The sequence below is a fragment of the Paenibacillus sp. PastF-3 genome, assembly GCF_029893135.1.
Taxonomy (GTDB): domain Bacteria; phylum Bacillota; class Bacilli; order Paenibacillales; family Paenibacillaceae; genus Paenibacillus_AQ; species Paenibacillus_AQ nitricinens.
The window spans coordinates 96,591-117,661 of the sequence record NZ_JARXWM010000017.1 but is presented as its reverse complement, the minus strand read 5'-3'; the positions used below and the strand labels follow the sequence as shown (position 1 = coordinate 117,661).

Below are 21,071 nucleotides of genomic sequence, written 5' to 3'. Positions count from 1 at the left end.
ACGCAGCGTTACCGCATTAGCCAAGAACTAAAATCGAGTCATAGGAGGTGAGAATGAGCAATGGCACATCAGACATTTTGGAAACCTGAAAAGCAAGTTAAAGAAAAGAAATCCTACAGTAGTTTACATCAGCAAAAGACAAAAGCTAAGAAGGAAGTTCCAGAATGGAAGAAAGGTATCCTTGCTCATCACCAAAAAGGCAAAAGCTCAAAAGATCGTGGTGAGTTTAACGACGATGTACTTGCTGAAATCATCGCCGAATCAAGTGGAATTTGTCCTATATGTAATAGTGCTAATTCCGATACTACTCATCACGTAATGCCAAGAGGTCGGAAGGGGCGCGGCGTTAAGACTAACGGATTAAGATTGTGTTGGCCTTGCCACGACGCCGTTCAAACTAACGAAGAGGCTTTACAATACTGGATATCTGTTTTTCGAGACAAATACGGGGATCGATTCTGGTTTGACGAAAAGGATTGGGAAGAATTCAACCACAAACAGAATATCCAGCAGCAGAAAGAGCGTGAGAAGCAAGAACGACAAAATCAAATCAAGCCGGTTGTTGATCTACTAACTGCTGCCGCTGGAAGAAATCTCAAATCAAATGAATTGCGTCTACTACAGTCCTTTGAAGATAGTGATATGGCAGTATTCGCAAGCATGATGGCAGATGCGTTAGGAAGACCTGTAGAACCAGTGCCTGTATATAGTTATGGAGAACGCTTTGAAGATTAGGAGTGTGTAGAATGGCTAAGGTTCGAGACGCTGCTTATCGGCAGAATCTGACCAATAAAAGAGAAATGGCACCGATATTCGAATCACACGAGCTACAACTTTTCAGGAAGCTAGAAGAGGTAGATTATCTTATTGCTTGTATCTCCAGTGAGGCAACAACTTGTTGTGTGAGCTCGGATTACTGCCGTGAATATATTCGAATACACGTCACTGACATGATTGATCAAATAGCCGAGAAACGTGAAAAGGAATGGAAGTCTAAGTCGAGAAAAGCGAAGCGACGGACATCTTGATTCATATAACAACGTGAGGTGATTAGTTTAATGACCGAAACAGAACAGCGCAGACACTTCCAGCGAATCAAATCCTTGAGTACCAATAAGTTTTGGAAGTACATGAACGTACTGCATACCCGAGCTTATACCAAAGCCGAAAACCATTATCAAGAGGCTATGGATATCGTATTAACACCAAAGCAAAAAGCAGCAGTAATTGCTAAGGCTAATGAGATTCGAGAGTTATGGGATGGCATGCCATCAATCACGTTAGATGCTACAGAGGATGCAGAAATGCGGGAGTTGGGAGTTTAAAACAAAATCGGGTATAGCCCATAAGGAGAGATAAAGGATGGAATCCACATTACCACTCGATCAAATGTATGAAATGCAAAAGGCGCTAGATGCAAGGATCATCAAGGAAAAAGGATTGGAAGGTCAAGACCTGCTGCCTAACACAGTCCTGGCTCTACAGGTGGAGATTGCGGAATTGGCTAACGAATGGCGTGGCTTCAAGCACTGGAGCAACCGACAGAAACCGAAGATGTTCCCACTTGAAAAATGTAGTTATTGCGGAGAAGAAGTTAGCTATACGCGACCAACTCCGTTTATGGCTGATGCTGGCGCTGACATGTGTGAACATTGCTGGGAATCAACACGAGTGGAATATGCTGCAGCTCATGATGAACACATTGGAGAGTTTAAAGATTATCCGCACTTCCCGAAAAAACAACCACAAAAACTACTCGAAGAGTACGTAGACTGTCTACACTTCTTCCTGAGCATCGCGCGGCAGCTTAACCTTCCTGCGGATGACCTATACATCCCGGACGATGTAGCGGAATTGAAGACGGTTGTTCTATTTACGGAGATTTTGCACAATGTCGGAATGATCATCGGGGGCGAATTTTTGGTAGGAGGATACGAAAGATTCAAAGATGAGCAACGACACTTCTTCAGGGGAGCACTGGCTTGCTTTTACTCGCTCGGTGAACAGCGCCTTGGATTTACCTTCGAGCAGATTGCAGAAGCCTATACAGCCAAGAACAAAGTAAACCATGATCGTCAATCCAACGGATATTAGGAATGAGATCGGCTGAAGAAACACTTGAGTTGCTCCTGCAAGGTATGGATAAGCGGCGGCAGTATCTGCGCCGGAAGCTCCGTAGGATTGAGAAGCATGGTACGAAGCCGCGGCGCGGTGGAGGAAACGAACTGAACCGGCTTAAATACTCTGGGCGCGCCGGCATGCTATCCGAGCACGCAACAATCCTTTGCATGTTTGAGGATATACGCCACAGCCGCCAACACCCAGATAATCTATATAACGAGGAGGATGACACGGATGACGACTAAACGAGTTTCAGTAACTGTTGCTAGGCTGCCAGAAGAAGCTATTACTGAATTGGATGAACGTATTGGGGAATTGTGGCGTGAGGAGAACATAGATCACGATAACGACGAACTCATTTCTGATGACATGATGAACACATTCAACCTGCTTACTATCGGATATGATGCTGCATGGACTGAGGTAGAACGGTTATCGGCTGCACTAGAAGAGGCAGAAAAGGAAAAAGACAAAGCTATAGACCTGCTTGGCGACAACCTGGACGACAAAGCCGCATTAATCTGGAAGCCTAAAGTAGTCATTTGGGAAAATGTGAAAGGCGTGCTAGATCGTAGCGTGGTACCGATATTCAATGGGTATTTGCAAACGATGGCGAAATTGGGGTATACCAATTCGTTCGAAGTGTTAAATGCAATGGATTTTGGAATACCGCAAGCGAGAGAACGTGTTTTCTGTATTTCGATCTTTGGAAATGTAGCTTTCGATTTCACAAGATTAGAAAAACAACCATTGCGCCACATTAATGAATTTTTAGAGGACAAGATAACAGACGAACGCTACATGATTAATATTCCTTCGATGATTAGTCGCTTGAAGGACTTAGCTACACCAGAGCAGATTGATGCAGCTAAGAAAAAGCATCGCTTTATTGAAACTATTGATAGTTACTGTGCAACAATCACGGAACGTCAAGATCGTTGCCCAAATGCAGGCGTTGTTAAAGTGGGTGAAGCTCAATACCGCTATTTAACAGAACTTGAATGCTGGCGTTTAATGGGCTTTGATGATGAGGACTTTTATTTGATGCTTAAAGAGTTTCCAATGAAGCCTGGACTACGCAATGCAACGCTTTATGCTCTTGCTGGTAATAGCATCGTGGTCCAAGTACTTGAAGCGATATTTAAAGTAATTATCAACGAGGATTACGGAACTGATTTAATAGCCGATTCTACTGGACAGTTACAGCTAATCTACTAATGCGCAGATCATTAAGGGAGTAGGAGTATCCCTCCTCTCCCAAAGGAAGAGAAGACACATATAGCGAAGGAGTGGTTATTGTGAAAATGGAAGACTGGATAGCAAAGCGTATGGAGATTATCAGGGCGCAATTTGGGGATAAGCTCAATGATGGTGAGTATGAGTATATCGTTATGATTTTAGATTCTGCATGGAATCGAGGAAATAGCGAGGGAAGAAATGAAGCTTTTGAAATGATGAGAACTTGGAGAGCAGAAGAGAGAGGATGATTAAAGTGAGTTATTTTAAGGCAGAAAGAAAAGGAATTATTTATGTGTGTGAATCATCGGATTGCCTGGACGATACCTTTTTTAATGATCACAAGCAGCCACATGTGTTTTTTGTAGTTGATGCAGATACTGATTCATCATTGCAGGCTTGTCCTGTTTGTGGGTCGCAGGACAATATATATGAGCATGCAAGAGGTGTGCTTAACACTACGGAAGTGCTGAATGAGGATGAAGCTTAGTTCACAGTACGAAGATATAGCACAGAAAGAGGTATGAACCTATGCGTAAGATCATCTGCAAATTACTAGGACACAAAATCGTTAATAAACGCGGTCACTGGCATAGCTATTGCCTACGCTGCGGCAAAAACAAGGTTTGGGGAATGGATTAAAGATACAGGGACAGAGAGGGTTAATAGCCCTCCTCTCCCACAAGGAGGATATAAGAGATGAACGTATACAAGGTTAACGAGTACTGGATTGCTGCAAAAGACGCTGACGCAGCTTTCGGGCAGTATTTGGAGGAAACGGATAGTCTGGACAACATGATTGTAGCTGACCTAGTGGAAGGTGAAGAAACGGAAATAACCGTTAGCATAAAGCGATTAACAACGAAAGAAATTGAAACACAAACGGTTCCTTGCTGCGAGGATGGATGCGATCGTTGCGATGGGTTAAATGAACAACTTTTCGACACATATCAAGAGCTGTTGACGCAGAGAACGGATTTCCCGTGCGTCCTGGCAAAAGAACTTTAGGGGAGGAAGCCCAATGACACAAAGGGACTGGCAAAAGGATATGGAGATGTGTCAGGAAGAACAACTGAAAGAGGATTCCAACATTCAATCTCGGATGATGGGTGCGTTAGGTTCACATATTGCATCCTACTGGCTCCAAGAAGCCAAGATGCTTAAAGAAACGATAGAAATGGCAATGAACGAATATCACCTATGGCAGAGTGGAGATACCGCAGCTCCGATGATGTACGGAATTCTTCAAGAGGCTATGTCCACCCTTTACCCAGATACCCCAGCACCCACACCCACCAAGGAGGATGGACATGGAGCGTAAACCATTCTTCAAGGGGTATCATCCACAATTCTACTTCAGAACAAATCCGAAAGTAAAAGTTGACCAGTTGCTACTCGTTAGAATGAGAGACTTTACACCTGAAGAATCAGCAGATTATGAAGCATCGCTAAATAGACTATTCAAACCAACAGGACGGAATCTCTTTGATATCACCCCAGCACCCAAGGAGGGAACAGACTGGCTTAACGAAGAGTCTTGTGCTCGTTGTGGAAGAAACACTCCCGTTGAAGGATATGAATGGTGTTCAGAGTGCAGACCGGATTTGGAAGCCAAGGAGGAAATTCATGAAATTTAACTTTACAAAGCAGCAAGTGATTATCCCGGTCCCATTATTTTTAGATGAAAATGGGATCGATACAGATTCCGAGTTGGTGAGTGTAGAAATACAAGGCGACAAGGTGGTCATTACCTACAAGGATGGCGAACAGCAATGACAAGAAACGATCTGCCTAAATTTGAATCGTGGCTTAAGAAAAAAGGCTGGACGATTGGTTTCCCTGCTGGTAATTTCGTTGTCCTTCGCGCAAAGAAAGGAAAAGAGTTTGTGACTCTTTATGCGGGTACAAATCGGGATGATTTGAGTTGGACAAAGATACACGATGGAATTGTAAACGAATTTTTAGTTGAGGAAGGAGATAACCAATGACACTCAGCTGGGGCACACCATTAAAGCCAAAGTATCTATCATTCGTATTCGGTAGTGGATGGGAGAAAGGGGATTTCAGAATGTTTCAGGTTCGGAGAGTACCGTTAGGTTGGGATATGAATATCTGGCGCATATCAGTTTCTTATGACAATTACGGGAAGGTGAAGCCGCAATGACACTCACAAGGGAAGAGATACTGAACCAGTCATCAGGCAGAAAATTAGATCGGTGGATACAGGAGCACGTTTTTAATTGGATACCTTGGGCGGAACAGCGCGGTGATTATCTTATAGTCGCTTTTCAAAAGCCCGGAGAAAGTGAGCCTTATAAACGCTCACAAAATTGGAAGTCACAAATGGACCGTTACTCAGTGATCCAATATTCAGACCTTGATCCAATGAAACACGCTGTATATGGAGACAAGGACTGGTCAACAGACATATCCGCAGCATGGGAAGTGCTAGGAAAACACAAGACGCATCAGGTCACATTTAACTAAACTGGATTCTCTCACTCAGAATTAAAATATCGAGTTATCGTAGGCAAAAATCAAAATGTCGCCTATGCAAATGCTGCGCCTGAAGCCATATGTAAAGCAGCATTATTGGCTGTACTTAACTTATAAGGGGGCTGAGACCCCAATCAAAGGAGACGATACACGATGGGCAGAGAGAATAAATTTCGCGGTAGACGCAAAAACGGCGAGTGGATGTATGGCAGCTTAGTAATAAGCAGCGAGGGTGATACGCACATCATCGACCATAAAAGCTGGCACAAATGGCAGGTTGATCCGAAAACGGTCGGGCAATTCATCGGGCTTACTGACAAGAATGGACGAGAGGTTTACAGCCACGATCTGGTAGAAGACGAAAACGGAATTGGAGAAGTTGAATGGGTACAGGAACATTGCGCTTACTTGGTATTCACCCGGAATCCTAGCCAATACCACAGACTTGAATCAGACGGACAGTTGAGCCAAACCGTGGTAGTTGGTAACGCGATAGATAATCCAGAACTAATAGAGGTATAAGGGGGAGAAGAGGATGGGTATTCCAAATCAAGGACACGGCGAAGTGGTGCTAATGCAATGTGAGGGCGGTCACGTACAGTTGAGGGACGATTTAACCCGGTTCTGGTGCGCCTGTGGTCAGCCTGCAGTTGCTTGGACCGATGAGGTCCTACCGCAGTATAGCTTCAAATGCATCAAATGCAATCATCAGGCCGAAGGCCATCGAGACGCGACCGAATAGACCCAACGAAGTGGGGGCCGGGGTAAGGTTTACATAACTTCTGCTCCCCATAAAGAGAGGAACAAGACAAATGAACTGGATCAAGCAACTATTTTGCAGACATGACTATCAGCCACATACGAAACAATCAAAGTTTCAAAATCTCAGTGGAGATCGAATCTATCATATTTGCATCAAATGTGGAAAGCACAAGGGATCAGAGTTTAGAAAACATTAATCGAGAGAGGGGCAAAACAATATGAGTGAACGATTAATCTCAGCAGACAAACTCATGCAACACATACTAGATAATTGGCAAATGGAACGTCATGCAGGAACGGATGATTCAAGGATTCGTGCAGAGGTATGGGCAGAACTAAACGACTCATTGCAGTCCGGTATGTTTGAACCCACACCAGTACAGCAAGGAACAATCGATGTAGCGAAGTTTATAGAGTGGTTAAATAGCCCGGATTCTGAATATTTCCGTATTGGAAATGATGGTATGAACGAGTATAACATTTACGATGTTTTGGTAGATAAAATCAAATCGGGTGATCTCCAAGTGAGTGCCAATGGAAACTAAATCAGGAGACATATATCAAGCGCAGATAATGACCATTAAGAACAAGAAAGGCATTCCAACAGTAATTGCAATGGACGGTCGCATTTATACTATTCAGCCATCTTATCAACATAAGGAAGTGAATAAGAATGCCAAACGATGATATTAGTGATTTCAACTTGTTCGATGAAGACTTTGTAGAATTCCAGCGCCGAGGCATGGAGGCTTACGGCATAACAGAAGATCAATTATCCGTAGTAACACCGTATGAAATCCACTCTATACTGACAGTAAATATATAAGACAGCTGTAGAGAGGAGAATTATCCATGATTGAAGTATTACCAGTAATAGAGAGCGACTTTAATCCTAAGAATGATGTTGAATTGATTTCCCAAGTGTATCAGGTGCAGTTTTTCGAAAATGCAGATCATGAAGATATTCGAAAAACCATTTGGTTGCTGAACAGTTACCGGACAATAAAGGGATTAGTGGATAGTTATGAATTTGTACTTAAACAGCCGCAGGAGAATGGGCTAAACGATTTTGATATGGCTGGAGTTGAAGGTGCAGTCAAGAGACTTGGCTCAAGTGATTCGATATCAAATTTGCCAGCCAATGTGCTCATAGCCAAAGAAACACGTCATAATAACTATCTACTATATAAACGAGTTACAGAAGCTGTAGCGCACGCAGCTAATAACATCATCGATCCACATGAACATAAGATTGTACAACTACTCTTTATAGGAGAAAGAAAATATCGATACAAGGATGCTGTCGAGTACATGCGGAAGGGTTATAAAACTGTTGCATACGGCATCGAAGCTACTACATTTGCGGAAAAACGACGCAAGGTTATTGCATCCCTTGCAAATACGCTGCTATTCAATGGAACATTGGATTACGTTACTATCGATTATGGAAGAGGACGAAACAAAGAAGGTGAAATAGGATTGAGACAGCTAAACATCCGCGAAGGGTAGATACCTTGAGCGGTATTTTTTTACCTATCAACATTATAAGGTTAGAATTCCGTAGCGTATCAGCAACAAGCCCCAAATATAATAAAGATACCGAGGCGAGAGCTTCCGTACTACTCCATATCTGGTTGCGGCAATCTGTGACGGGACATCACACCGCAGCTCATACCCGAACACCTCCTGGGCAACCGTGATCTCAGCGGCTAAAGATATGGATCGAGAACGTGAACCGGATACGTAAATAAATAACCGGGTCGAACTACTAATTGGAGACAGTGCACAGAGGGGAATACCCCGAAGCGTTAAAGGTGCACATTGTTGCCCAAGCCGGGGCATGGCGGATTAGCGGTAGCCGCGTGATATAAATTACCGCCTAACAACATAAGCTAGCGCTCAGTATGCATGGGCGCATAATAAAAACAGTCGATGGCCTTCTACAGAGGCACGTGCTAAGGGGACACTCCTGATATGAGTGTTAGACCAAGCATTTTCGACTGTTTTTATGATTTTTATATGAAGAATGAAGGTGAAATTAACATAACTACATATTCAATAACTTCTAATAATTTCATAAATATTATATAATTTGTACATTCCAAATATAGGGAGTGTGGCTTTTTTTGAAGAGGGAAGCAGTGTATCGCATGTTATCAGTGGTTGGAATAGCGGCAGTTATGCTTGGTTATAGAGAGTATAAAGATTATCGTGATCATCAGAATTTCCTTAATAATATACAGAAGGCTAAATCAAATGAAACACTAAGCTCACAGAAAAACGAATCGGAATTCGGAAGTAAAGAGGTAAAAAATATTGAGGGAAATAACACATTGTTAACTCAGGTACAAAGTACTAATTCGGGAGATGGTACTAATATAAATGGAGGGGATTTAGATACATTAAATTACAAAGCGGAAGTGACAGTATTAGAAGCTTATGCGGAGTTTCAATTTTCAGGAGAGAATGACCAGATTACAATACTGTTTAAGGTTAATATAGAACATACTGGATCTGATAGGAAGTGGGGTGTTAATTCAAGAGACTTTACATTATCTGATGAACATGGTGAAACGTCGTTAGAACATGACTACTCAAGAGTGATTGATGGAGAAAGAGAAAAGAATTTGGATTTAATAAGTCTATTACCTGGTCAAAGTGCGACTGGATGGATAGGATTTGATGCAAACAGATCCCATAAATATACTCTTTCGTATGAATATGACGGTCAATATATTCAGTTTCCTATTGAGTTTCCGGAAATGGATGGCACGCAATCTATTGATGTCTCCCTTTCGAAAACTATAAAGTATATACCGTGAATCATATTTACGCACTATTGTCGCAATAATCAAGTGATACGATGTACATATAACAAATTTATCTTCACCCAGGAGCGCCCTATGAGGCGCTTTTTCTTATTGCCCAGGAAAACTTTCCTTAACTCTAAAATGGAGGTGATGAAATGAAATTTGTACAACCAATACGAGATCCCAAAAAACTAGATGCTATGAAAAAGTACTTATATTTCAAGAACATCCGTGACTTCATTATGTTTTTTGTAGGAATTAACACAGGATTTCGTATTTCGGACATTCTTCCCCTGACAGTCCGGGATGTAAAGGGGACGCATATTACAATAACTGAAAAAAAGACCAAGAAGGTAAAGAGCGTGCTTATCCGCAAATCACTTCGGAAGGCACTTGATGCCTACATCAAAGACAAAGCGGATTTCGAATATTTGTTCCCCAGTAGGAAGCGTAAAAGAGGTAAGGCATACCCGATTTCACCAAACATGGCTTACAAAATTATTAGAGGCGCTGCTAAAGAGCTTGATCTTGAAGAGATCGGTACCCACTCAATGAGAAAGACATTCGGATATAGATTATACCTCGAAACGAAAGACATAGCGTTACTAATGGATCACTTTAACCACTCAGAAGAAAAGATAACTTTGAGGTATGTCGGACTACTCCAAGACACTTTAGACGATGCTTTAGAGGACTTTGAGCTCTAATGAATTCACTATAATAGGGCGATGATGAATTCAATTTGGGGAATAAAGAACAAAACAAATCACATCAAGGGAAATCCGCACTTTACGAATGACATACAATATATACTGTAGTGAATTCAAATACCAATTATTAGTAAAATATAACTATTTCTGAAGCCTGAGAAAAATCTGAGGCTTATTTTCATTAGCAACGTTTGACCAATTTAGACCTTTGATGTGAATTCCAACTCAAATACGTAGTAGAGCCGAGGTGAATAAAGGTGACAAGAGAGAAAAGTCCGAATCGTGAGAAAGCGTTGAAAATATGGTTGAAAAGTGGAAGAGAGAAAAAACTGAGTGAAATTGCAGCTGAACTCGGACTCAATCCTTCGATGGTTCGCAAGTGGAAAAGCGTAGATAAGTGGGCTGATATACCGGAAACAGGAAGACCGCGAGGAGCTAAGAAGGGTAATCAGAATGCCAAAGGAAATAAAGGCGGTAAGGGTGGCCCCCCCGGCAATGACAAGGCTGTTACACACGGAATGTTTAGGAAGTTTGAACCGCAAGACCCCGAATATCTCGAAATCTTGGAGATGGCTCAGCAGATGGAACCTATCGACATGATTTGGTACAACATAACGAAAGGATTCCAAAAGATCGTATGGGCTCAACGCATCTTCTTTGTTCAGGATAAAGACGATAAGACAAAAGAGCTTAAAAAATCTAAGTTGGCTACTTCTGACAAGATGGATGTTGAAGAAACTGAATGGGAGATTCAATTCGCTTGGGATAAGCATGCCGCAGCAATGAAGGCCGAGGCAGTTATCATGCGTGAAATACGCGGAGCAATCAAACAGTTTCTTGCAATTGCTCCTGAGAACGATGAACGGCGTCTGAAGCTTGAACAGATGCAAGCAGATGTCGAGAAAACCAAGATGCAGATTGAAGAGTTGAAAAACGGGGAAAACGACAAGCCAACTGAGATCAATGTAAAGAGGTGGTCCAATGTCACTCGCCCTTGATCTAGACCCCTTTGATGGCTGGGCTCCTCACGCCAAGCAAATAGAGGTTATGGAAAGTCAAGTTCGCAACAATGTATTAAACTGCGGACGGCGCGGAGGTAAGACCAACGTAGGAGCGCGGAAATTCTTCGATAACATTCTTGATGATATTGAGCGTGGCAAAGGCATGCCTTATAAGCCACCAAAGAACCTCAAAAAAATGAAGAAGCCCAAGCCTAAGCTGGAATATTGGTGTGTATCTCCGACCTACGCAATGTCTGAAATCCAACAAGAAGAACTATCAGATGTTCTTCCCGAAGAAATGATTGAATCATGGGACCTATCCAAGAACCGAGTCTGGTTAAAGGGATGGGTCCTTATTCAGTTTAAGTCAGCTGACAATCCTAAATCACTAGTTGGTAAGGGGTTAGACGGAGTGTGGCTAGATGAGGCTAGTAAGATGAAGGCTGAAACTTGGACAGGTTATCTATCCTATGCATTAGCTGACAAGGGCGGTTGGAGCGTATGGACTACAACTCCAGAAGGAATCAACTGGTTTGCTGAGGATATTGTTTTAAGAGGTCAATTTATCGATGCAGGGTTAGAAGAGGAACAGTATCTGAATGATCCAGAATGGCGTAATTTCTATTGGACTTCACTCGATAATCCTATACCCGAGCTGCAACGAAACATTCAGCGGATGATTGAGACTTACCCCGAACGATATGTAGATCGAGAAATCAGAGCGAAGTTCAACGTATTCCACGGACAAGTATATGATGAATTCAAACGTACAACCCACGTAGTTGATATGCGTTGTCTTGATCAAAGCATTCATCTTTACGAAGTGACTTATCCAGATGGGAGCACAAAAGATATAACCTTTAGTAGATTTATCGGAGGAATGGACCACGGATGGAATGATCCAGCTGTTTTGCTTGCTATAGGCTGCATAGGCGAGGACTATTACATTGTTGAGGAGGCTTATGCTCAACATGTCAATGTACTTGTAGTAGGAAATGACGGTGTATTAGAAGATTGTCTTGTTAAGCGGTATAAGGAAATGCATGACAGATACAGTTTCGATGAAATATGGGCTGACCCATCAGAACCGGAATACATCAGCACATATCGGAATTATGATCTTCCTGTTAGAGAGGCTAACAACACAATAGGACCAGGTATCCGCGAGGTATCCACACTCTATAAGGTCAAGTGTGGTACAGGAAGACCAAACATATATGTTAACCGCGAGTGCAAGAATGAAATAAAAGAAACTGAAAACTACAAATGGAAAGAGAAGGCGGGTCAACATACTGAGGAACCTGAGGATAAGAACAACCATACTCAGGATTCAAAGCGTTATGCGATTTATAACGATCGTGAATGTGACAACGGATATTCTTTTGGATCTATTTCCACTTAATCACTTAAAATATCATATCCTTCAACTCTCAAATATAGTATATTCATGTATAAATGAGGGAAAGGAGGGATCTTTTATGAATCAAAATACGAGATCGGCCGTTGCATATATAGCAGCGAGACTAATCACTGGGAAAAAATCTAGTTCTGTTTATGATTATAACCGTTCAAAGCATGTAAGTATTGATGGTAAAGTGGAAAATGGTAGTGTAGATGTATACGACTACGAAATAAGGGCATCTATTTCTGGAAGTTCATCTAACACTAATTACAATCTATATCACTATGGTTACAAACACCATATTGAATTGAATATAAAAGGTAAAAAGTTCGAAGGGTATGATTACGGAGAACGATGCCACTTTAATGGTGATGTTAATGGAACAAGTATATCATTTTATGATTACGGTGAAAGTAAATGGTACAACTATAGTATATAGATCTACGTAATAGTTCGGATGTTACGATAAAATGAACTTAATCTAAATTTAATAAGAGGTGATTCTTAATGTGGATTAATTATTGCGAAGAAGACGGAGATTGTTTTTATCAAGAGAAGAGAGAAGATTATGCTGACATCATTACCGTATTAACTTCTGGAAAGCCTGAAGTTGATGTTAAGATATCTTCACAAGAGTTTCAGTTTACCGGAAAGTATATGAAACATATCTTTTCACTCCAAGAGTTAAAAGAAGAAGGGATTCTAGAGGGCAATCTATACATCTTTTTCAAGAAAAAAGAACCAAACTTCTCATTTGGTTAAACGCAAATCCCGTAGTAACACCGAATAAAACCAATGGTATTCTTAATTCATAGAAGTATGAGCGAAATCAGAAGGTCAGGAAACATTTCCTGCCTTCTTTTTATTGTCCAAGAAAGGAGGTAAAACCTTGGGTATAAGACAAATCCTAATAGATTGGCTTGCAGCTGGTCGAACAAAGAATGAACCGGATCGGCAAACTGAGGCGTACTCACAGTCATATGGATGGTGGACACGTAGTGGAAATGCTCAGCCAGTTCCAAAACGAACTCCAACAAACCTCAGAACATTGAGTGAGTCTCCAATACCACGTAGAGCAATCAATGTGATAAAGAACGGCATCACTAAGCTGAACTGGACTGTGGCAGCTATAGATGAGAATGACACTGAGAAGTATAAAGATATATGCAAGACAATCGAACGATCATTACTCAAGCCAAACTCTGGAGACTCCTTTCGTTCATGGCTAGAGCAAATCGTTGAAGACATGCTTGTAGGCAGTGCAGGAAGTTCTGAAATACAAAGGGCAGGAGATCCGCTGAGACCATTTAGGATGTATCCAGTAGATACCTTTACAGTAGAACTCTTTCCACAATGGGACGGAAAGCCAAATTCATATCGATTTGCTCAACGAGTTAGCGGTAATACGATTCCTTTGAAAGCATCTGAAATGATGTATATCAGAATGAATCCTCGGACTAATACACCATTTGGTCTTTCTCCACTTGAGGTAGTATGGGAGTCGGCAACCAATTTTATTGAAACGCATCGTTCTGGAGGGAAACAAACCAAGTCAACATTTATGAGAAAGCTACTGAACCTCGGTAAGAGCTCAAGTCCAAAGGCTGCTGATGCGTTTATGGATTTCTGGGCTAATGAAGTTATGGGCCAAGGGAAGATGCCGATAGTAAGTGGGTTTGAAGGTACTAGCGTTCTTGACTTGGGAGCAACTGATGATAAGGCGCTTTTCATCGAATGGCAGCGCTTCTTAATCGAAATTGTGGCTTTAGCTTTTGATATATCACCCAAAAAATTAGGTCAAACCAAGGATGTTAATCGCAGCACAGCAGACAGTGAAGATGAAGATACTGAATCTACTGTACAATCTATAGCTGAAAACATAGTTGAACACATAAACAACCAGATCATTGATGGGATGTTTGGGATGGGTGACGTTCTAGAGTTTAAATTCCATTATGCTACATCCCTAAAAGACCTGAAGACCCAAGCGGACATAGACGCTATTTATTTAGATCGAAGAGTAGATACCCCAGATGAAGTAAGAGACAAACGAGGTAAGAAAGCACTTCCAAATCAACACGGCGAGGTGTTATTACAGCCAAGTAAACTGGAAGTTATTGATATCAACTCAACACAGGAAGAACTCGCAGCTACGAAAGATCCGCCGCCAGAACCTCCAGAAGCCAAACCTAACAAAGAAGAAACAAACACCGAGCAAACGTAACGGTGTTTTTATTATGCCCTGAAGGGGGGTGAGAACCAAAATGCTTAAGACATTGAAAATGAGTAACTCGAAAATGCGCGTTCAGGATTTCAAGTTATCTGATTCTGGCGGACATCCCAACAAGGTGCCATTCAAATGCGTATTATTCACGGTTGATCAACCGAGTGACGGTTCGCCCTCAGGGGCAGGCGGTAAACTGATTCGCATCTCTTCAAGTGTCTGTGACCAATACCTTCAAACATTTGTAGGAATGGCACTAAACATCGATTACGCAACAGGAATGGCTGACCATGAACCACGTTTCAAAGTGGCCGTGATCGATAAGGCTTACCGTTCCATGGAAGGATGCGCCTGGGTCGAGGGATACATTTACGGTAAAGACTTCCCGGATGTTGTAGCGACAATTCGTTACTACAATGGGTTAGCGGCTGAATACAACTGGAGCGAATACAAATTCGGCGCTTCGCTTGAAATGGAAGCTTCGGTTCAAAACGCTACAGACATGGAAAACGTGCTTGATGTCATGGAGTTCTGCGGTACTGGCGCTGCGATTCTATTCGCCGATGCTGCCGCTTATAAAACAACTAGTTTTGCAGCAAGAAACAATAAATCCATAGAGGAGGATGTTGAAATGACACCCGAACAAATCAAAGCCATGGAAGATGGCATGAAATCATTGCAGGAAGCAATGGGAGGCATTACAGCCAGTGTGCAAAGCGTTGTGACTGAAGTAGGTACTATCAAAACTGATCTGGCGAGCATGAAAGCAGCTAGTAGTGAGGCAGATCAGAAAACTGAAGAAGAAAAAGCTGCTGCTGATCTTAAAGCGGCAAAAGATGAGGCTGAATTATTGAAGCAAGAACTAGCCGAACTCAAAGCAAAGGGGGCGCCTCCAGCAGAGCCAGAGCGCAAAACCTTTTCGGCTTCACAGTTGCTTTCTAAATATGGGAAGGAACTACAGGAGGGAGAAGGCACAGACCATGCCTCTTTCTGCGCGACAGTTGATCGTATGAATCTAAGTGCTTCGGAATCGATTGTACTGAAAATGAAGCATCGTGAAATGAACACACAGTCCTAAATTATCAATTCTTAAATCGAATTAAAAACCATTTGTAATTATAAGGAGAGTGTAAAAATGAGTGTTTCTCAAACTCAATGGATCGACTTGGCGGCAGCAGCACAGATTATTGCCCCAGGTTCAATTGTTGTAGACGAATATCAAAAGGAAATTACTGATGCAATGAAGCGGAACTCCATTCTCGATGGACGAATTAACTACGTTCCGGCTACAGGCGACTTTACGGCTTACTTCGAGCAAACAGAATTGAATGGCGGTGCTTTTACTGATCCGCGAAACCCCACCTCTACAGCGACTAGCAATGCAAGAGTACCAAGATCAGCTAAAGTAAAAGCTCTCACCAACGCCACTAACTTTGGTCATTACGACATCACCTTGGGTCAACAACAAGGAAACTTCACCGAATTGCAAGCCAAAGATGTTAACGATATGATCAACGGAATTACATTAGCACACGGCAAAGGATTATGGAGAGGTAATGATACTGCTCTAGCAACACCTACTACGTTTCAATATGTAGGTCTTCAAAAGCAAATCACCAATACCTTTGAAATTCTTCCTGATGCCTCCATCATAGCGGGTATTCGTGCTAAAGTAGCGGCTATGGTTGGTTCTGAGAAATTCGAGTTACGTCCAACGGCGATCTATATTGACCCGATTGCACACTACTACTTGGAAGAAGAAGAACGTGAAGCAGCAAACAACAATACCCAAATCGCTGGATTAAGCAAAACAGTAGTCGCTGGGCTGGAAGTCAGAGCTGTAATGACATCAGCAGGAATCTTGCCAATTATCCCGGAACCATTCATCACCTCGTCAGTTAATTCAACTGATGCAACTAAAACAGATTATGGCATTGTCATTGTGACAGAGCCGATGCTTGAATATCACTATGTAGGCAAAAAAGACGCGTATGTCTTCCAACTCGGTACGACATCTGACCTACAGATGAAATTCGTAGGTATTAAATATGGTTGCCCGATTGCAAAGGGTGCTTCTTATGCGCATGCAGCTGGAAAAATCATTCGTCCAACGATTGCAACTATCGGCTAGTAGCTACTAAATTCAAATGGCGGCCCTTGTGGTCGCCTATTTTACTCTAAAAGGAGCTGATAAACGTGCCAAAACAAAAACCTCAAGACGAAGTTAATAAAGGAACTGAACAAAAAAATGAAGAATCTTCTGCTGGAGAACTGAGTAGTGGAGATCAATCATTATCAGACGCAGCGGCATCTCAAACAACCGAAACAACGCCAACTACCGAATCGATAAAACCAACTACAGAAAAATCAGACGTTGATGAAGATAAACTTGAACCAGAAGTTGTTACATTGAAAGGTTGGGAAGCTGGACGAGAAGGGACCCATAGTGTACACACTAAAAAGGGTGTATTTAATTTCGTTAATGGCAAAGCGTCCTTCTCTTCTGTAACAGCAACTGAACTGCGGGAAGCTGGTTATATTGAATGAGCCAATATCTAACTGTAGAAGACACCGACTACGTACCCGCAGGAGTGGTTCTGACCCTCCCTTTAATTATTAGAGCATCAGCTATCATTGACGGACGCTGTAAGCGTGAGATCGGCGTTAAGAGCTACAACGAGCGAATACCATTGACGAATCAACGAGGACATTTATCATTTTACCCAGTGAAAGATATCACCGAAGTTAAAGGTAGAGCTGCTTACGGTATAACAGGTGACAATTTCTTTGGTGCTCCAGGGTTTGTAGAAACCGATCTAAGCGTCTTGGACGTTGATAAAGAGATCGGTTCTTTGACATGTGGTAATTCAGAGTTTGGTGCACCATATGCGGAAATTGAGGTTACTTACACCAGTGGATGGGACCCTATTCCCGACAAAGTAAAAGTAGCTTGTGGTTTGATAATTGCTCAGTTATCTGCCAATGCAAACACTAACGTTAAGTTAAAAAAAGACGTTGACTCCACGATTGAATACTTCGGAAACAATATGATCACTCCAGAGATAGCTGATCTACTGTCAGAGTATCAGTATTGTTCATTCAGGTAGGTGAGTGTATGTTTCATGATTTCTCGCACCGACATACTCCTTGTACAGTGAACGGACTGCCGGAAGCAGTAATACTGTCTCGCGGATCAAGCGGATCTTCTCAATTTGGTAGAGAATCAGACTATATTGGTCGATTTGCTCCTGAATCGTCAGTTGTGTCAGGAGCATTGATAGAAACAGGAGAAACATTCCTTGTCTGTTCACAACGACCAACGCCAGAACGTGATAAATATTGTGGGATGGTAAAGACGAATATGATTGTCAAAATTCAGCGGTATAGTCAGAAATATGATGGGAATTACAATCCTATCGGCGACCCTGACTTTCTGGACATTGAAACGGGAGTGCATTCATTCGTTCGTTATGTAAATGGACAACTAAGACAAGAAGACCCCGGACTATTACCGACTTCAACGCATCTAGTGCGTTTGCAAAATACGGTTGATGTTCGTCGTCCTGATGATCCCAAATTGCTCAAACCAGATCGCATTGTATTTAATGGACGCCCATATCAGGTGGATGATATCAACGATATTCAATTTCCTGGGCTTTACCAGATACAGTTATCGGAGGATATGCGATGATTACCGGATATGATGCTGCAAGAGCTACTAAGGACCTTGAGAGCAAACTTGCTATTGAGATTACCGGACTTACTAAGTTAGTCTTGCTTACTGCCAAAGGTGGCATACGCTACTACCCAGCGGTACGTGACAAGCTGCAAATGGAAATGTTCGTACTTGCTAATCAAATGATCTCAGGAGATATTACAGCTGATTACTGGCAGGCTTGGTTAGAGCAGTTCGGCAAAGGATCTTTGATGGCTGATGTTACTCAGAACCCCGGATTAGTTACCTATATGAACAGTGATGCGTGGAACCGATTGAGATCACGAAGCAGCAAAGTTGTTGTTGGACGAGGACAAGGGAACTATAAAAGCATTGATGGCACAATGCGGTTCTCAGGTGGTGGTTATGCGGGAGTCGATTTAGAAGAATTGGCTGAACGCGGTGACATAGACCCAAAGTTTAAGCCATCGCCACCAACGTTTTTCCTACGAGTGGCAATTCAGTCAAATAGGAATCGAATTCTTCAAGGCATTGCTGAAGTAATCGAAAACTTTCCTTACCATCGTTACTTTACGGAGGTGAATGATTGAGTCTACAACTGATTGACGCTATTCAGAATACGCACATGGCTGATAGTGAATTCATGGCGCTATTGAAGCTTACTCTTTCGCCTACCCCTGAAGAAGTAGTCAAGCGCTTTACTAAGGGCGTAGAGCCCGAGATAACGGTCACGAAAGAGACCGTGCCACATCTATGCCAATACATCATGCCAGGGCAGTTCGCCTCCCAAAACCACCTAGTGTTTCAAGGGAAGTTCTGCATCGACTTTTACGGCAAGACAGGGTATGAGGCGAAACTGCTATTTGAGCGGTCGTTCAAACTCCTTCACGATGAGAAGATTGTTCAACCGGGGTTTCATTCCTTCCTTTGTGTACTTGCCTATGACGGTGATTTTGCAACAGGAATCAGCGGCGTTAAAGGTTATAAAGGTATATACGATATTGACTATATCCGCATGAATTAGGGAGCGATCATGAACAAAGGCACTGTTAAGCTATTACATGAGGTAGTGCAACACACAGCAGGAACAGGTGAAGTAATCGGCAAGGCTTGGAAAAGAGCCCTTCAAGAATTGAGGTGAGTAACTTGACCGTACAAAATAAATTAAAGAAAGAACCATCAGAATTGGAAGCACTAGTGAAGGAAAAAGTAACGTTGGCAAGTAAGTTAGGTTTGATGGGTGAGGGTGCACAACCGATTGAAGGTTATGAAGAAACAGAAGAGTACAAGCGTATCAACGAAATAGATTTGCGATTATGGGAATTAGTCAAATAATCTGACTGGTTCTTTTTTTATGCCATAAGGAGGCTAAATTAATCATGAGACCATTAGTATTTGATGGTGTGGGTACAGTTTCCGTTTATCAAACGGATGGAACATTGAAATACTTGGATGATAAAATTTCTAAAGTATCACTTCAACTTCAACTGGATTGGCAGAAGGTTATGGGCGGCGAATCGGGGTATGCTTTCCATTACACAGCACAGGATTTGGCGGATAAGGCTAGTATCGAAATACCGCGGTTCTCTACGATTCTGGCTGAAATCTCTCAAGGCGCTGAAACTGAACGCGGAACTGTAAAATTCAATGAAACTGAAACGGGTGTTCTAGTCGCTACCGATGGATACACAGTTAAAGCACCTGTAAAATACGGCGGGGTATTTGTTGCGGATAGCGATAAAGTGTTTTTGAAGGATGCGGACACCGGAGAACTAGTGCCTTTAACACGAGCTGCAACAGCCCCTACTGCAACTCAATACTCTATTACTGCAGCTGGAAAAATTACAACTGATGCCACAAACAACGGAAAAGTTGTAGTTGTTACATTTTCATGGACGAAAGAGGACTCCACGAAGAGCAAGTTGAGCGGCAAGCGCCGACCTAAGCCTTTTAAATTGGTCCATAGATTTGAACTTATTGATGATGCAAGTGGGAATCCAGTGCCATGCCAACTTACAATTTGGAAAGCACTAGGCGGTGGAACACTGGACGTTTCCCAGGAACGTAAAAAGCCGACATCAAACACTATGACTCTTGAAATCATGGAACCAGACATTTCAGCGGATAACCCAGATGGTGTTGCAGTAGAATTGATCTTTGGTATTTAATCTTAATTACCATATCAAAATTGAATCCCTCGCTCATAGGTGAGGGATTTTCATTTATAGGAGGAATACTCATGGATAGTCAAATTGATGAAACGCTTAATATTGGTTCAGAAGTACGATTAGCTGAAGATATTGTTAAAAATGTAAAAATCGGTAGTATTGGGTTGATTCGTAATGTACGACAAGTAATGAAGATAACACCATACAAGTTTTCCACTTCGATCGGACGAGACAAATGGCCAGCGACAGAAGATCGTAATGAGGTAGATTGGCCTGCCATTGAAGCGGCTTATCGTGAGGCTTTTAATCTGGTTTTGGTAGACGGTCTATCAGAGGACGAATATGAGCGAGTAGATGATAAAGGCATCAAGGAGTTGGATACTCTCCTAGATCGATTTCTATAATGAGTCCTTTCCTCCAGATCCAGATGCAGAAGATGAAGAGGAAAACGACGAAGTTGAAGAG

37 protein-coding genes are annotated in these 21,071 nt (G+C 42.2%); all 37 read left to right on the top strand.

Going from position 1 to position 21,071, the window contains the following annotated elements; translation table 11 throughout:
- The first annotated feature begins 60 nt into the window (after positions 1-60).
- The 37 genes from M2444_RS26475 to M2444_RS26300 all read left to right on the top strand — a co-directional run bounded on the left by M2444_RS26475 (position 61) and on the right by M2444_RS26300 (position 21,010).
- The gene (locus M2444_RS26475) at positions 61-735 is read left to right on the top strand and encodes an HNH endonuclease (RefSeq protein ID WP_280788457.1); all 675 of its coding nucleotides are present in this window, start codon (positions 61-63) and stop codon (positions 733-735) included.
- Positions 736-746: 11 nt separating this feature from the next.
- Positions 747-1,028 carry a hypothetical protein gene (locus tag M2444_RS26470; RefSeq protein WP_280788456.1) on the top strand — a complete coding sequence of 94 codons (282 nt, stop codon included), beginning with the start codon at positions 747-749 and terminating at the stop codon, positions 1,026-1,028.
- Between the two features lie 30 nt (positions 1,029-1,058).
- The gene (locus M2444_RS26465; protein ID WP_280788455.1) at positions 1,059-1,325 is read left to right on the top strand and encodes a hypothetical protein; all 267 of its coding nucleotides are present in this window, start codon (positions 1,059-1,061) and stop codon (positions 1,323-1,325) included.
- A gap of 37 nt (positions 1,326-1,362) precedes the next feature.
- Positions 1,363-2,094 (top strand): dUTP diphosphatase, encoded by a 732-nt coding sequence (locus M2444_RS26460; protein WP_280788454.1) that lies wholly within the window; start codon positions 1,363-1,365, stop codon positions 2,092-2,094.
- Positions 2,095-2,096: 2 nt separating this feature from the next.
- Positions 2,097-2,366, top strand: coding sequence for a hypothetical protein (locus tag M2444_RS26455; protein ID WP_280788453.1), 270 nt, complete (start codon positions 2,097-2,099; stop codon positions 2,364-2,366).
- The gene (locus M2444_RS26450) at positions 2,347-3,339 is read left to right on the top strand and encodes a DNA cytosine methyltransferase (protein ID WP_280788452.1); all 993 of its coding nucleotides are present in this window, start codon (positions 2,347-2,349) and stop codon (positions 3,337-3,339) included. Before M2444_RS26455 ends, M2444_RS26450 begins: the two co-directional genes overlap by 20 nt.
- 80 nt (positions 3,340-3,419) lie before the next feature.
- Positions 3,420-3,608 (top strand): hypothetical protein, encoded by a 189-nt coding sequence (locus M2444_RS26445; protein ID WP_280788451.1) that lies wholly within the window; start codon positions 3,420-3,422, stop codon positions 3,606-3,608.
- Between the two features lie 5 nt (positions 3,609-3,613).
- On the top strand, positions 3,614-3,847 hold the full coding sequence (locus M2444_RS26440) for a hypothetical protein (RefSeq protein ID WP_280788450.1): 234 nt from the start codon (positions 3,614-3,616) through the stop codon (positions 3,845-3,847).
- A 41-nt stretch (positions 3,848-3,888) separates the two neighbouring features.
- Positions 3,889-3,999 (top strand): DUF1660 family phage protein, encoded by a 111-nt coding sequence (locus tag M2444_RS33660; protein ID WP_481857540.1) that lies wholly within the window; start codon positions 3,889-3,891, stop codon positions 3,997-3,999.
- A 57-nt stretch (positions 4,000-4,056) separates the two neighbouring features.
- Positions 4,057-4,365, top strand: coding sequence for a hypothetical protein (locus M2444_RS26435; protein WP_280788449.1), 309 nt, complete (start codon positions 4,057-4,059; stop codon positions 4,363-4,365).
- Positions 4,366-4,378: 13 nt separating this feature from the next.
- A complete protein-coding gene (locus tag M2444_RS26430; protein ID WP_280788448.1) occupies positions 4,379-4,678 on the top strand; it encodes a hypothetical protein in 300 nt (99 codons plus the stop codon).
- Complete coding sequence (locus M2444_RS26425; RefSeq protein WP_280788447.1) at positions 4,668-4,994, top strand: hypothetical protein; 327 nt, start codon at positions 4,668-4,670, stop codon at positions 4,992-4,994. The genes M2444_RS26430 and M2444_RS26425 overlap by 11 nt, the downstream gene beginning before the upstream one ends.
- Positions 4,984-5,133, top strand: a complete 150-nt coding sequence (locus tag M2444_RS26420; RefSeq protein ID WP_280788446.1) for a hypothetical protein — start codon at positions 4,984-4,986, stop codon at positions 5,131-5,133. The genes M2444_RS26425 and M2444_RS26420 overlap by 11 nt, the downstream gene beginning before the upstream one ends.
- Positions 5,130-5,345 (top strand): hypothetical protein, encoded by a 216-nt coding sequence (locus M2444_RS26415; RefSeq protein WP_280788445.1) that lies wholly within the window; start codon positions 5,130-5,132, stop codon positions 5,343-5,345. Before M2444_RS26420 ends, M2444_RS26415 begins: the two co-directional genes overlap by 4 nt.
- Positions 5,342-5,521 carry a hypothetical protein gene (locus M2444_RS26410; RefSeq protein WP_042124847.1) on the top strand — a complete coding sequence of 60 codons (180 nt, stop codon included), beginning with the start codon at positions 5,342-5,344 and terminating at the stop codon, positions 5,519-5,521. The genes M2444_RS26415 and M2444_RS26410 overlap by 4 nt, the downstream gene beginning before the upstream one ends.
- Complete coding sequence (locus M2444_RS26405) at positions 5,518-5,844, top strand: hypothetical protein (protein ID WP_280788444.1); 327 nt, start codon at positions 5,518-5,520, stop codon at positions 5,842-5,844. The genes M2444_RS26410 and M2444_RS26405 overlap by 4 nt, the downstream gene beginning before the upstream one ends.
- Before the next feature lie 162 nt (positions 5,845-6,006).
- Positions 6,007-6,375 carry a YopX family protein gene (locus tag M2444_RS26400; protein WP_042124850.1) on the top strand — a complete coding sequence of 123 codons (369 nt, stop codon included), beginning with the start codon at positions 6,007-6,009 and terminating at the stop codon, positions 6,373-6,375.
- A gap of 458 nt (positions 6,376-6,833) precedes the next feature.
- The gene (locus M2444_RS26395) at positions 6,834-7,160 is read left to right on the top strand and encodes a hypothetical protein (RefSeq protein WP_280788443.1); all 327 of its coding nucleotides are present in this window, start codon (positions 6,834-6,836) and stop codon (positions 7,158-7,160) included.
- Between the two features lie 128 nt (positions 7,161-7,288).
- On the top strand, positions 7,289-7,441 hold the full coding sequence (locus M2444_RS26390) for a hypothetical protein (protein WP_280788442.1): 153 nt from the start codon (positions 7,289-7,291) through the stop codon (positions 7,439-7,441).
- A 26-nt stretch (positions 7,442-7,467) separates the two neighbouring features.
- Positions 7,468-8,124, top strand: a complete 657-nt coding sequence (locus M2444_RS26385) for a hypothetical protein (protein WP_280788441.1) — start codon at positions 7,468-7,470, stop codon at positions 8,122-8,124.
- Positions 8,125-8,741: 617 nt separating this feature from the next.
- The gene (locus M2444_RS26380; RefSeq protein ID WP_280788440.1) at positions 8,742-9,437 is read left to right on the top strand and encodes a DUF4352 domain-containing protein; all 696 of its coding nucleotides are present in this window, start codon (positions 8,742-8,744) and stop codon (positions 9,435-9,437) included.
- A gap of 143 nt (positions 9,438-9,580) precedes the next feature.
- Positions 9,581-10,132: a tyrosine-type recombinase/integrase gene (locus M2444_RS26375; protein WP_280788439.1), complete on the top strand. Its 552-nt coding sequence runs from the start codon at positions 9,581-9,583 to the stop codon at positions 10,130-10,132.
- Positions 10,133-10,392: 260 nt separating this feature from the next.
- On the top strand, positions 10,393-11,133 hold the full coding sequence (terS, locus tag M2444_RS26370; protein ID WP_280788438.1) for a phage terminase small subunit: 741 nt from the start codon (positions 10,393-10,395) through the stop codon (positions 11,131-11,133).
- Positions 11,117-12,538 carry a terminase large subunit domain-containing protein gene (locus tag M2444_RS26365; protein ID WP_280788437.1) on the top strand — a complete coding sequence of 474 codons (1,422 nt, stop codon included), beginning with the start codon at positions 11,117-11,119 and terminating at the stop codon, positions 12,536-12,538. Before terS ends, M2444_RS26365 begins: the two co-directional genes overlap by 17 nt.
- Before the next feature lie 76 nt (positions 12,539-12,614).
- The gene (locus tag M2444_RS26360; protein ID WP_280788436.1) at positions 12,615-12,977 is read left to right on the top strand and encodes a hypothetical protein; all 363 of its coding nucleotides are present in this window, start codon (positions 12,615-12,617) and stop codon (positions 12,975-12,977) included.
- Between the two features lie 68 nt (positions 12,978-13,045).
- Positions 13,046-13,300 carry a hypothetical protein gene (locus tag M2444_RS26355; protein ID WP_280788435.1) on the top strand — a complete coding sequence of 85 codons (255 nt, stop codon included), beginning with the start codon at positions 13,046-13,048 and terminating at the stop codon, positions 13,298-13,300.
- 127 nt (positions 13,301-13,427) lie between these two features.
- The gene (locus M2444_RS26350) at positions 13,428-14,762 is read left to right on the top strand and encodes a phage portal protein (RefSeq protein WP_280788434.1); all 1,335 of its coding nucleotides are present in this window, start codon (positions 13,428-13,430) and stop codon (positions 14,760-14,762) included.
- A gap of 40 nt (positions 14,763-14,802) precedes the next feature.
- Positions 14,803-15,840: a 3-oxoacyl-ACP reductase gene (locus tag M2444_RS26345; RefSeq protein ID WP_280788433.1), complete on the top strand. Its 1,038-nt coding sequence runs from the start codon at positions 14,803-14,805 to the stop codon at positions 15,838-15,840.
- 57 nt (positions 15,841-15,897) lie between these two features.
- A complete protein-coding gene (locus M2444_RS26340) occupies positions 15,898-16,893 on the top strand; it encodes a hypothetical protein (RefSeq protein WP_280788432.1) in 996 nt (331 codons plus the stop codon).
- A gap of 65 nt (positions 16,894-16,958) precedes the next feature.
- Positions 16,959-17,309, top strand: a complete 351-nt coding sequence (locus M2444_RS26335) for a hypothetical protein (RefSeq protein WP_280788431.1) — start codon at positions 16,959-16,961, stop codon at positions 17,307-17,309.
- Complete coding sequence (locus tag M2444_RS26330; protein ID WP_280788430.1) at positions 17,306-17,869, top strand: hypothetical protein; 564 nt, start codon at positions 17,306-17,308, stop codon at positions 17,867-17,869. The genes M2444_RS26335 and M2444_RS26330 overlap by 4 nt, the downstream gene beginning before the upstream one ends.
- 8 nt (positions 17,870-17,877) lie before the next feature.
- Complete coding sequence (locus M2444_RS26325; protein WP_280788429.1) at positions 17,878-18,453, top strand: hypothetical protein; 576 nt, start codon at positions 17,878-17,880, stop codon at positions 18,451-18,453.
- On the top strand, positions 18,450-19,028 hold the full coding sequence (locus tag M2444_RS26320) for a hypothetical protein (RefSeq protein WP_280788428.1): 579 nt from the start codon (positions 18,450-18,452) through the stop codon (positions 19,026-19,028). The genes M2444_RS26325 and M2444_RS26320 overlap by 4 nt, the downstream gene beginning before the upstream one ends.
- A complete protein-coding gene (locus M2444_RS26315) occupies positions 19,025-19,462 on the top strand; it encodes a hypothetical protein (RefSeq protein WP_280788427.1) in 438 nt (145 codons plus the stop codon). The genes M2444_RS26320 and M2444_RS26315 overlap by 4 nt, the downstream gene beginning before the upstream one ends.
- 122 nt (positions 19,463-19,584) lie before the next feature.
- A complete protein-coding gene (locus M2444_RS26310) occupies positions 19,585-19,773 on the top strand; it encodes a hypothetical protein (protein WP_280788426.1) in 189 nt (62 codons plus the stop codon).
- Between the two features lie 44 nt (positions 19,774-19,817).
- On the top strand, positions 19,818-20,606 hold the full coding sequence (locus M2444_RS26305; protein ID WP_280788425.1) for a hypothetical protein: 789 nt from the start codon (positions 19,818-19,820) through the stop codon (positions 20,604-20,606).
- 71 nt (positions 20,607-20,677) lie between these two features.
- On the top strand, positions 20,678-21,010 hold the full coding sequence (locus M2444_RS26300) for a hypothetical protein (protein WP_280788424.1): 333 nt from the start codon (positions 20,678-20,680) through the stop codon (positions 21,008-21,010).
- Positions 21,011-21,071 lie beyond the last annotated feature (61 nt).

Excerpts from the sequence above, each read along its gene's own strand:
- M2444_RS26360 (WP_280788436.1), top strand. The coding sequence starts at position 12,615 with ATGAATCAAAATACGAGATCGGCCGTTGCATATATAGCAGCGAGACTA.
- M2444_RS26385 (WP_280788441.1), top strand. The coding sequence starts at position 7,468 with ATGATTGAAGTATTACCAGTAATAGAGAGCGACTTTAATCCTAAGAAT.
- M2444_RS26340 (WP_280788432.1), top strand. The coding sequence starts at position 15,898 with ATGAGTGTTTCTCAAACTCAATGGATCGACTTGGCGGCAGCAGCACAG.
- M2444_RS26410 (WP_042124847.1), top strand. The coding sequence starts at position 5,342 with ATGACACTCAGCTGGGGCACACCATTAAAGCCAAAGTATCTATCATTC.
- M2444_RS26355 (WP_280788435.1), top strand. The coding sequence starts at position 13,046 with ATGTGGATTAATTATTGCGAAGAAGACGGAGATTGTTTTTATCAAGAG.
- M2444_RS26475 (WP_280788457.1), top strand. The coding sequence starts at position 61 with ATGGCACATCAGACATTTTGGAAACCTGAAAAGCAAGTTAAAGAAAAG.
- M2444_RS26305 (WP_280788425.1), top strand. The coding sequence starts at position 19,818 with ATGAGACCATTAGTATTTGATGGTGTGGGTACAGTTTCCGTTTATCAA.
- M2444_RS26390 (WP_280788442.1), top strand. The coding sequence starts at position 7,289 with ATGCCAAACGATGATATTAGTGATTTCAACTTGTTCGATGAAGACTTT.
- M2444_RS26365 (WP_280788437.1), top strand. The coding sequence starts at position 11,117 with ATGTCACTCGCCCTTGATCTAGACCCCTTTGATGGCTGGGCTCCTCAC.
- M2444_RS26450 (WP_280788452.1), top strand. The coding sequence starts at position 2,347 with ATGACACGGATGACGACTAAACGAGTTTCAGTAACTGTTGCTAGGCTG.
- M2444_RS26415 (WP_280788445.1), top strand. The coding sequence starts at position 5,130 with ATGACAAGAAACGATCTGCCTAAATTTGAATCGTGGCTTAAGAAAAAA.
- M2444_RS26435 (WP_280788449.1), top strand. The coding sequence starts at position 4,057 with ATGAACGTATACAAGGTTAACGAGTACTGGATTGCTGCAAAAGACGCT.
- M2444_RS26430 (WP_280788448.1), top strand. The coding sequence starts at position 4,379 with ATGACACAAAGGGACTGGCAAAAGGATATGGAGATGTGTCAGGAAGAA.
- M2444_RS26330 (WP_280788430.1), top strand. The coding sequence starts at position 17,306 with ATGAGCCAATATCTAACTGTAGAAGACACCGACTACGTACCCGCAGGA.
- M2444_RS26395 (WP_280788443.1), top strand. The coding sequence starts at position 6,834 with ATGAGTGAACGATTAATCTCAGCAGACAAACTCATGCAACACATACTA.
- M2444_RS26400 (WP_042124850.1), top strand. The coding sequence starts at position 6,007 with ATGGGCAGAGAGAATAAATTTCGCGGTAGACGCAAAAACGGCGAGTGG.
- M2444_RS26300 (WP_280788424.1), top strand. The coding sequence starts at position 20,678 with ATGGATAGTCAAATTGATGAAACGCTTAATATTGGTTCAGAAGTACGA.
- M2444_RS26375 (WP_280788439.1), top strand. The coding sequence starts at position 9,581 with ATGAAATTTGTACAACCAATACGAGATCCCAAAAAACTAGATGCTATG.
- M2444_RS26425 (WP_280788447.1), top strand. The coding sequence starts at position 4,668 with ATGGAGCGTAAACCATTCTTCAAGGGGTATCATCCACAATTCTACTTC.
- M2444_RS26325 (WP_280788429.1), top strand. The coding sequence starts at position 17,878 with ATGTTTCATGATTTCTCGCACCGACATACTCCTTGTACAGTGAACGGA.
- M2444_RS26345 (WP_280788433.1), top strand. The coding sequence starts at position 14,803 with ATGCTTAAGACATTGAAAATGAGTAACTCGAAAATGCGCGTTCAGGAT.
- M2444_RS26405 (WP_280788444.1), top strand. The coding sequence starts at position 5,518 with ATGACACTCACAAGGGAAGAGATACTGAACCAGTCATCAGGCAGAAAA.
- M2444_RS26465 (WP_280788455.1), top strand. The coding sequence starts at position 1,059 with ATGACCGAAACAGAACAGCGCAGACACTTCCAGCGAATCAAATCCTTG.
- M2444_RS26470 (WP_280788456.1), top strand. The coding sequence starts at position 747 with ATGGCTAAGGTTCGAGACGCTGCTTATCGGCAGAATCTGACCAATAAA.
- M2444_RS26320 (WP_280788428.1), top strand. The coding sequence starts at position 18,450 with ATGATTACCGGATATGATGCTGCAAGAGCTACTAAGGACCTTGAGAGC.
- M2444_RS26460 (WP_280788454.1), top strand. The coding sequence starts at position 1,363 with ATGGAATCCACATTACCACTCGATCAAATGTATGAAATGCAAAAGGCG.
- M2444_RS26420 (WP_280788446.1), top strand. The coding sequence starts at position 4,984 with ATGAAATTTAACTTTACAAAGCAGCAAGTGATTATCCCGGTCCCATTA.
- M2444_RS33660 (WP_481857540.1), top strand. The coding sequence starts at position 3,889 with ATGCGTAAGATCATCTGCAAATTACTAGGACACAAAATCGTTAATAAA.
- M2444_RS26455 (WP_280788453.1), top strand. The coding sequence starts at position 2,097 with ATGAGATCGGCTGAAGAAACACTTGAGTTGCTCCTGCAAGGTATGGAT.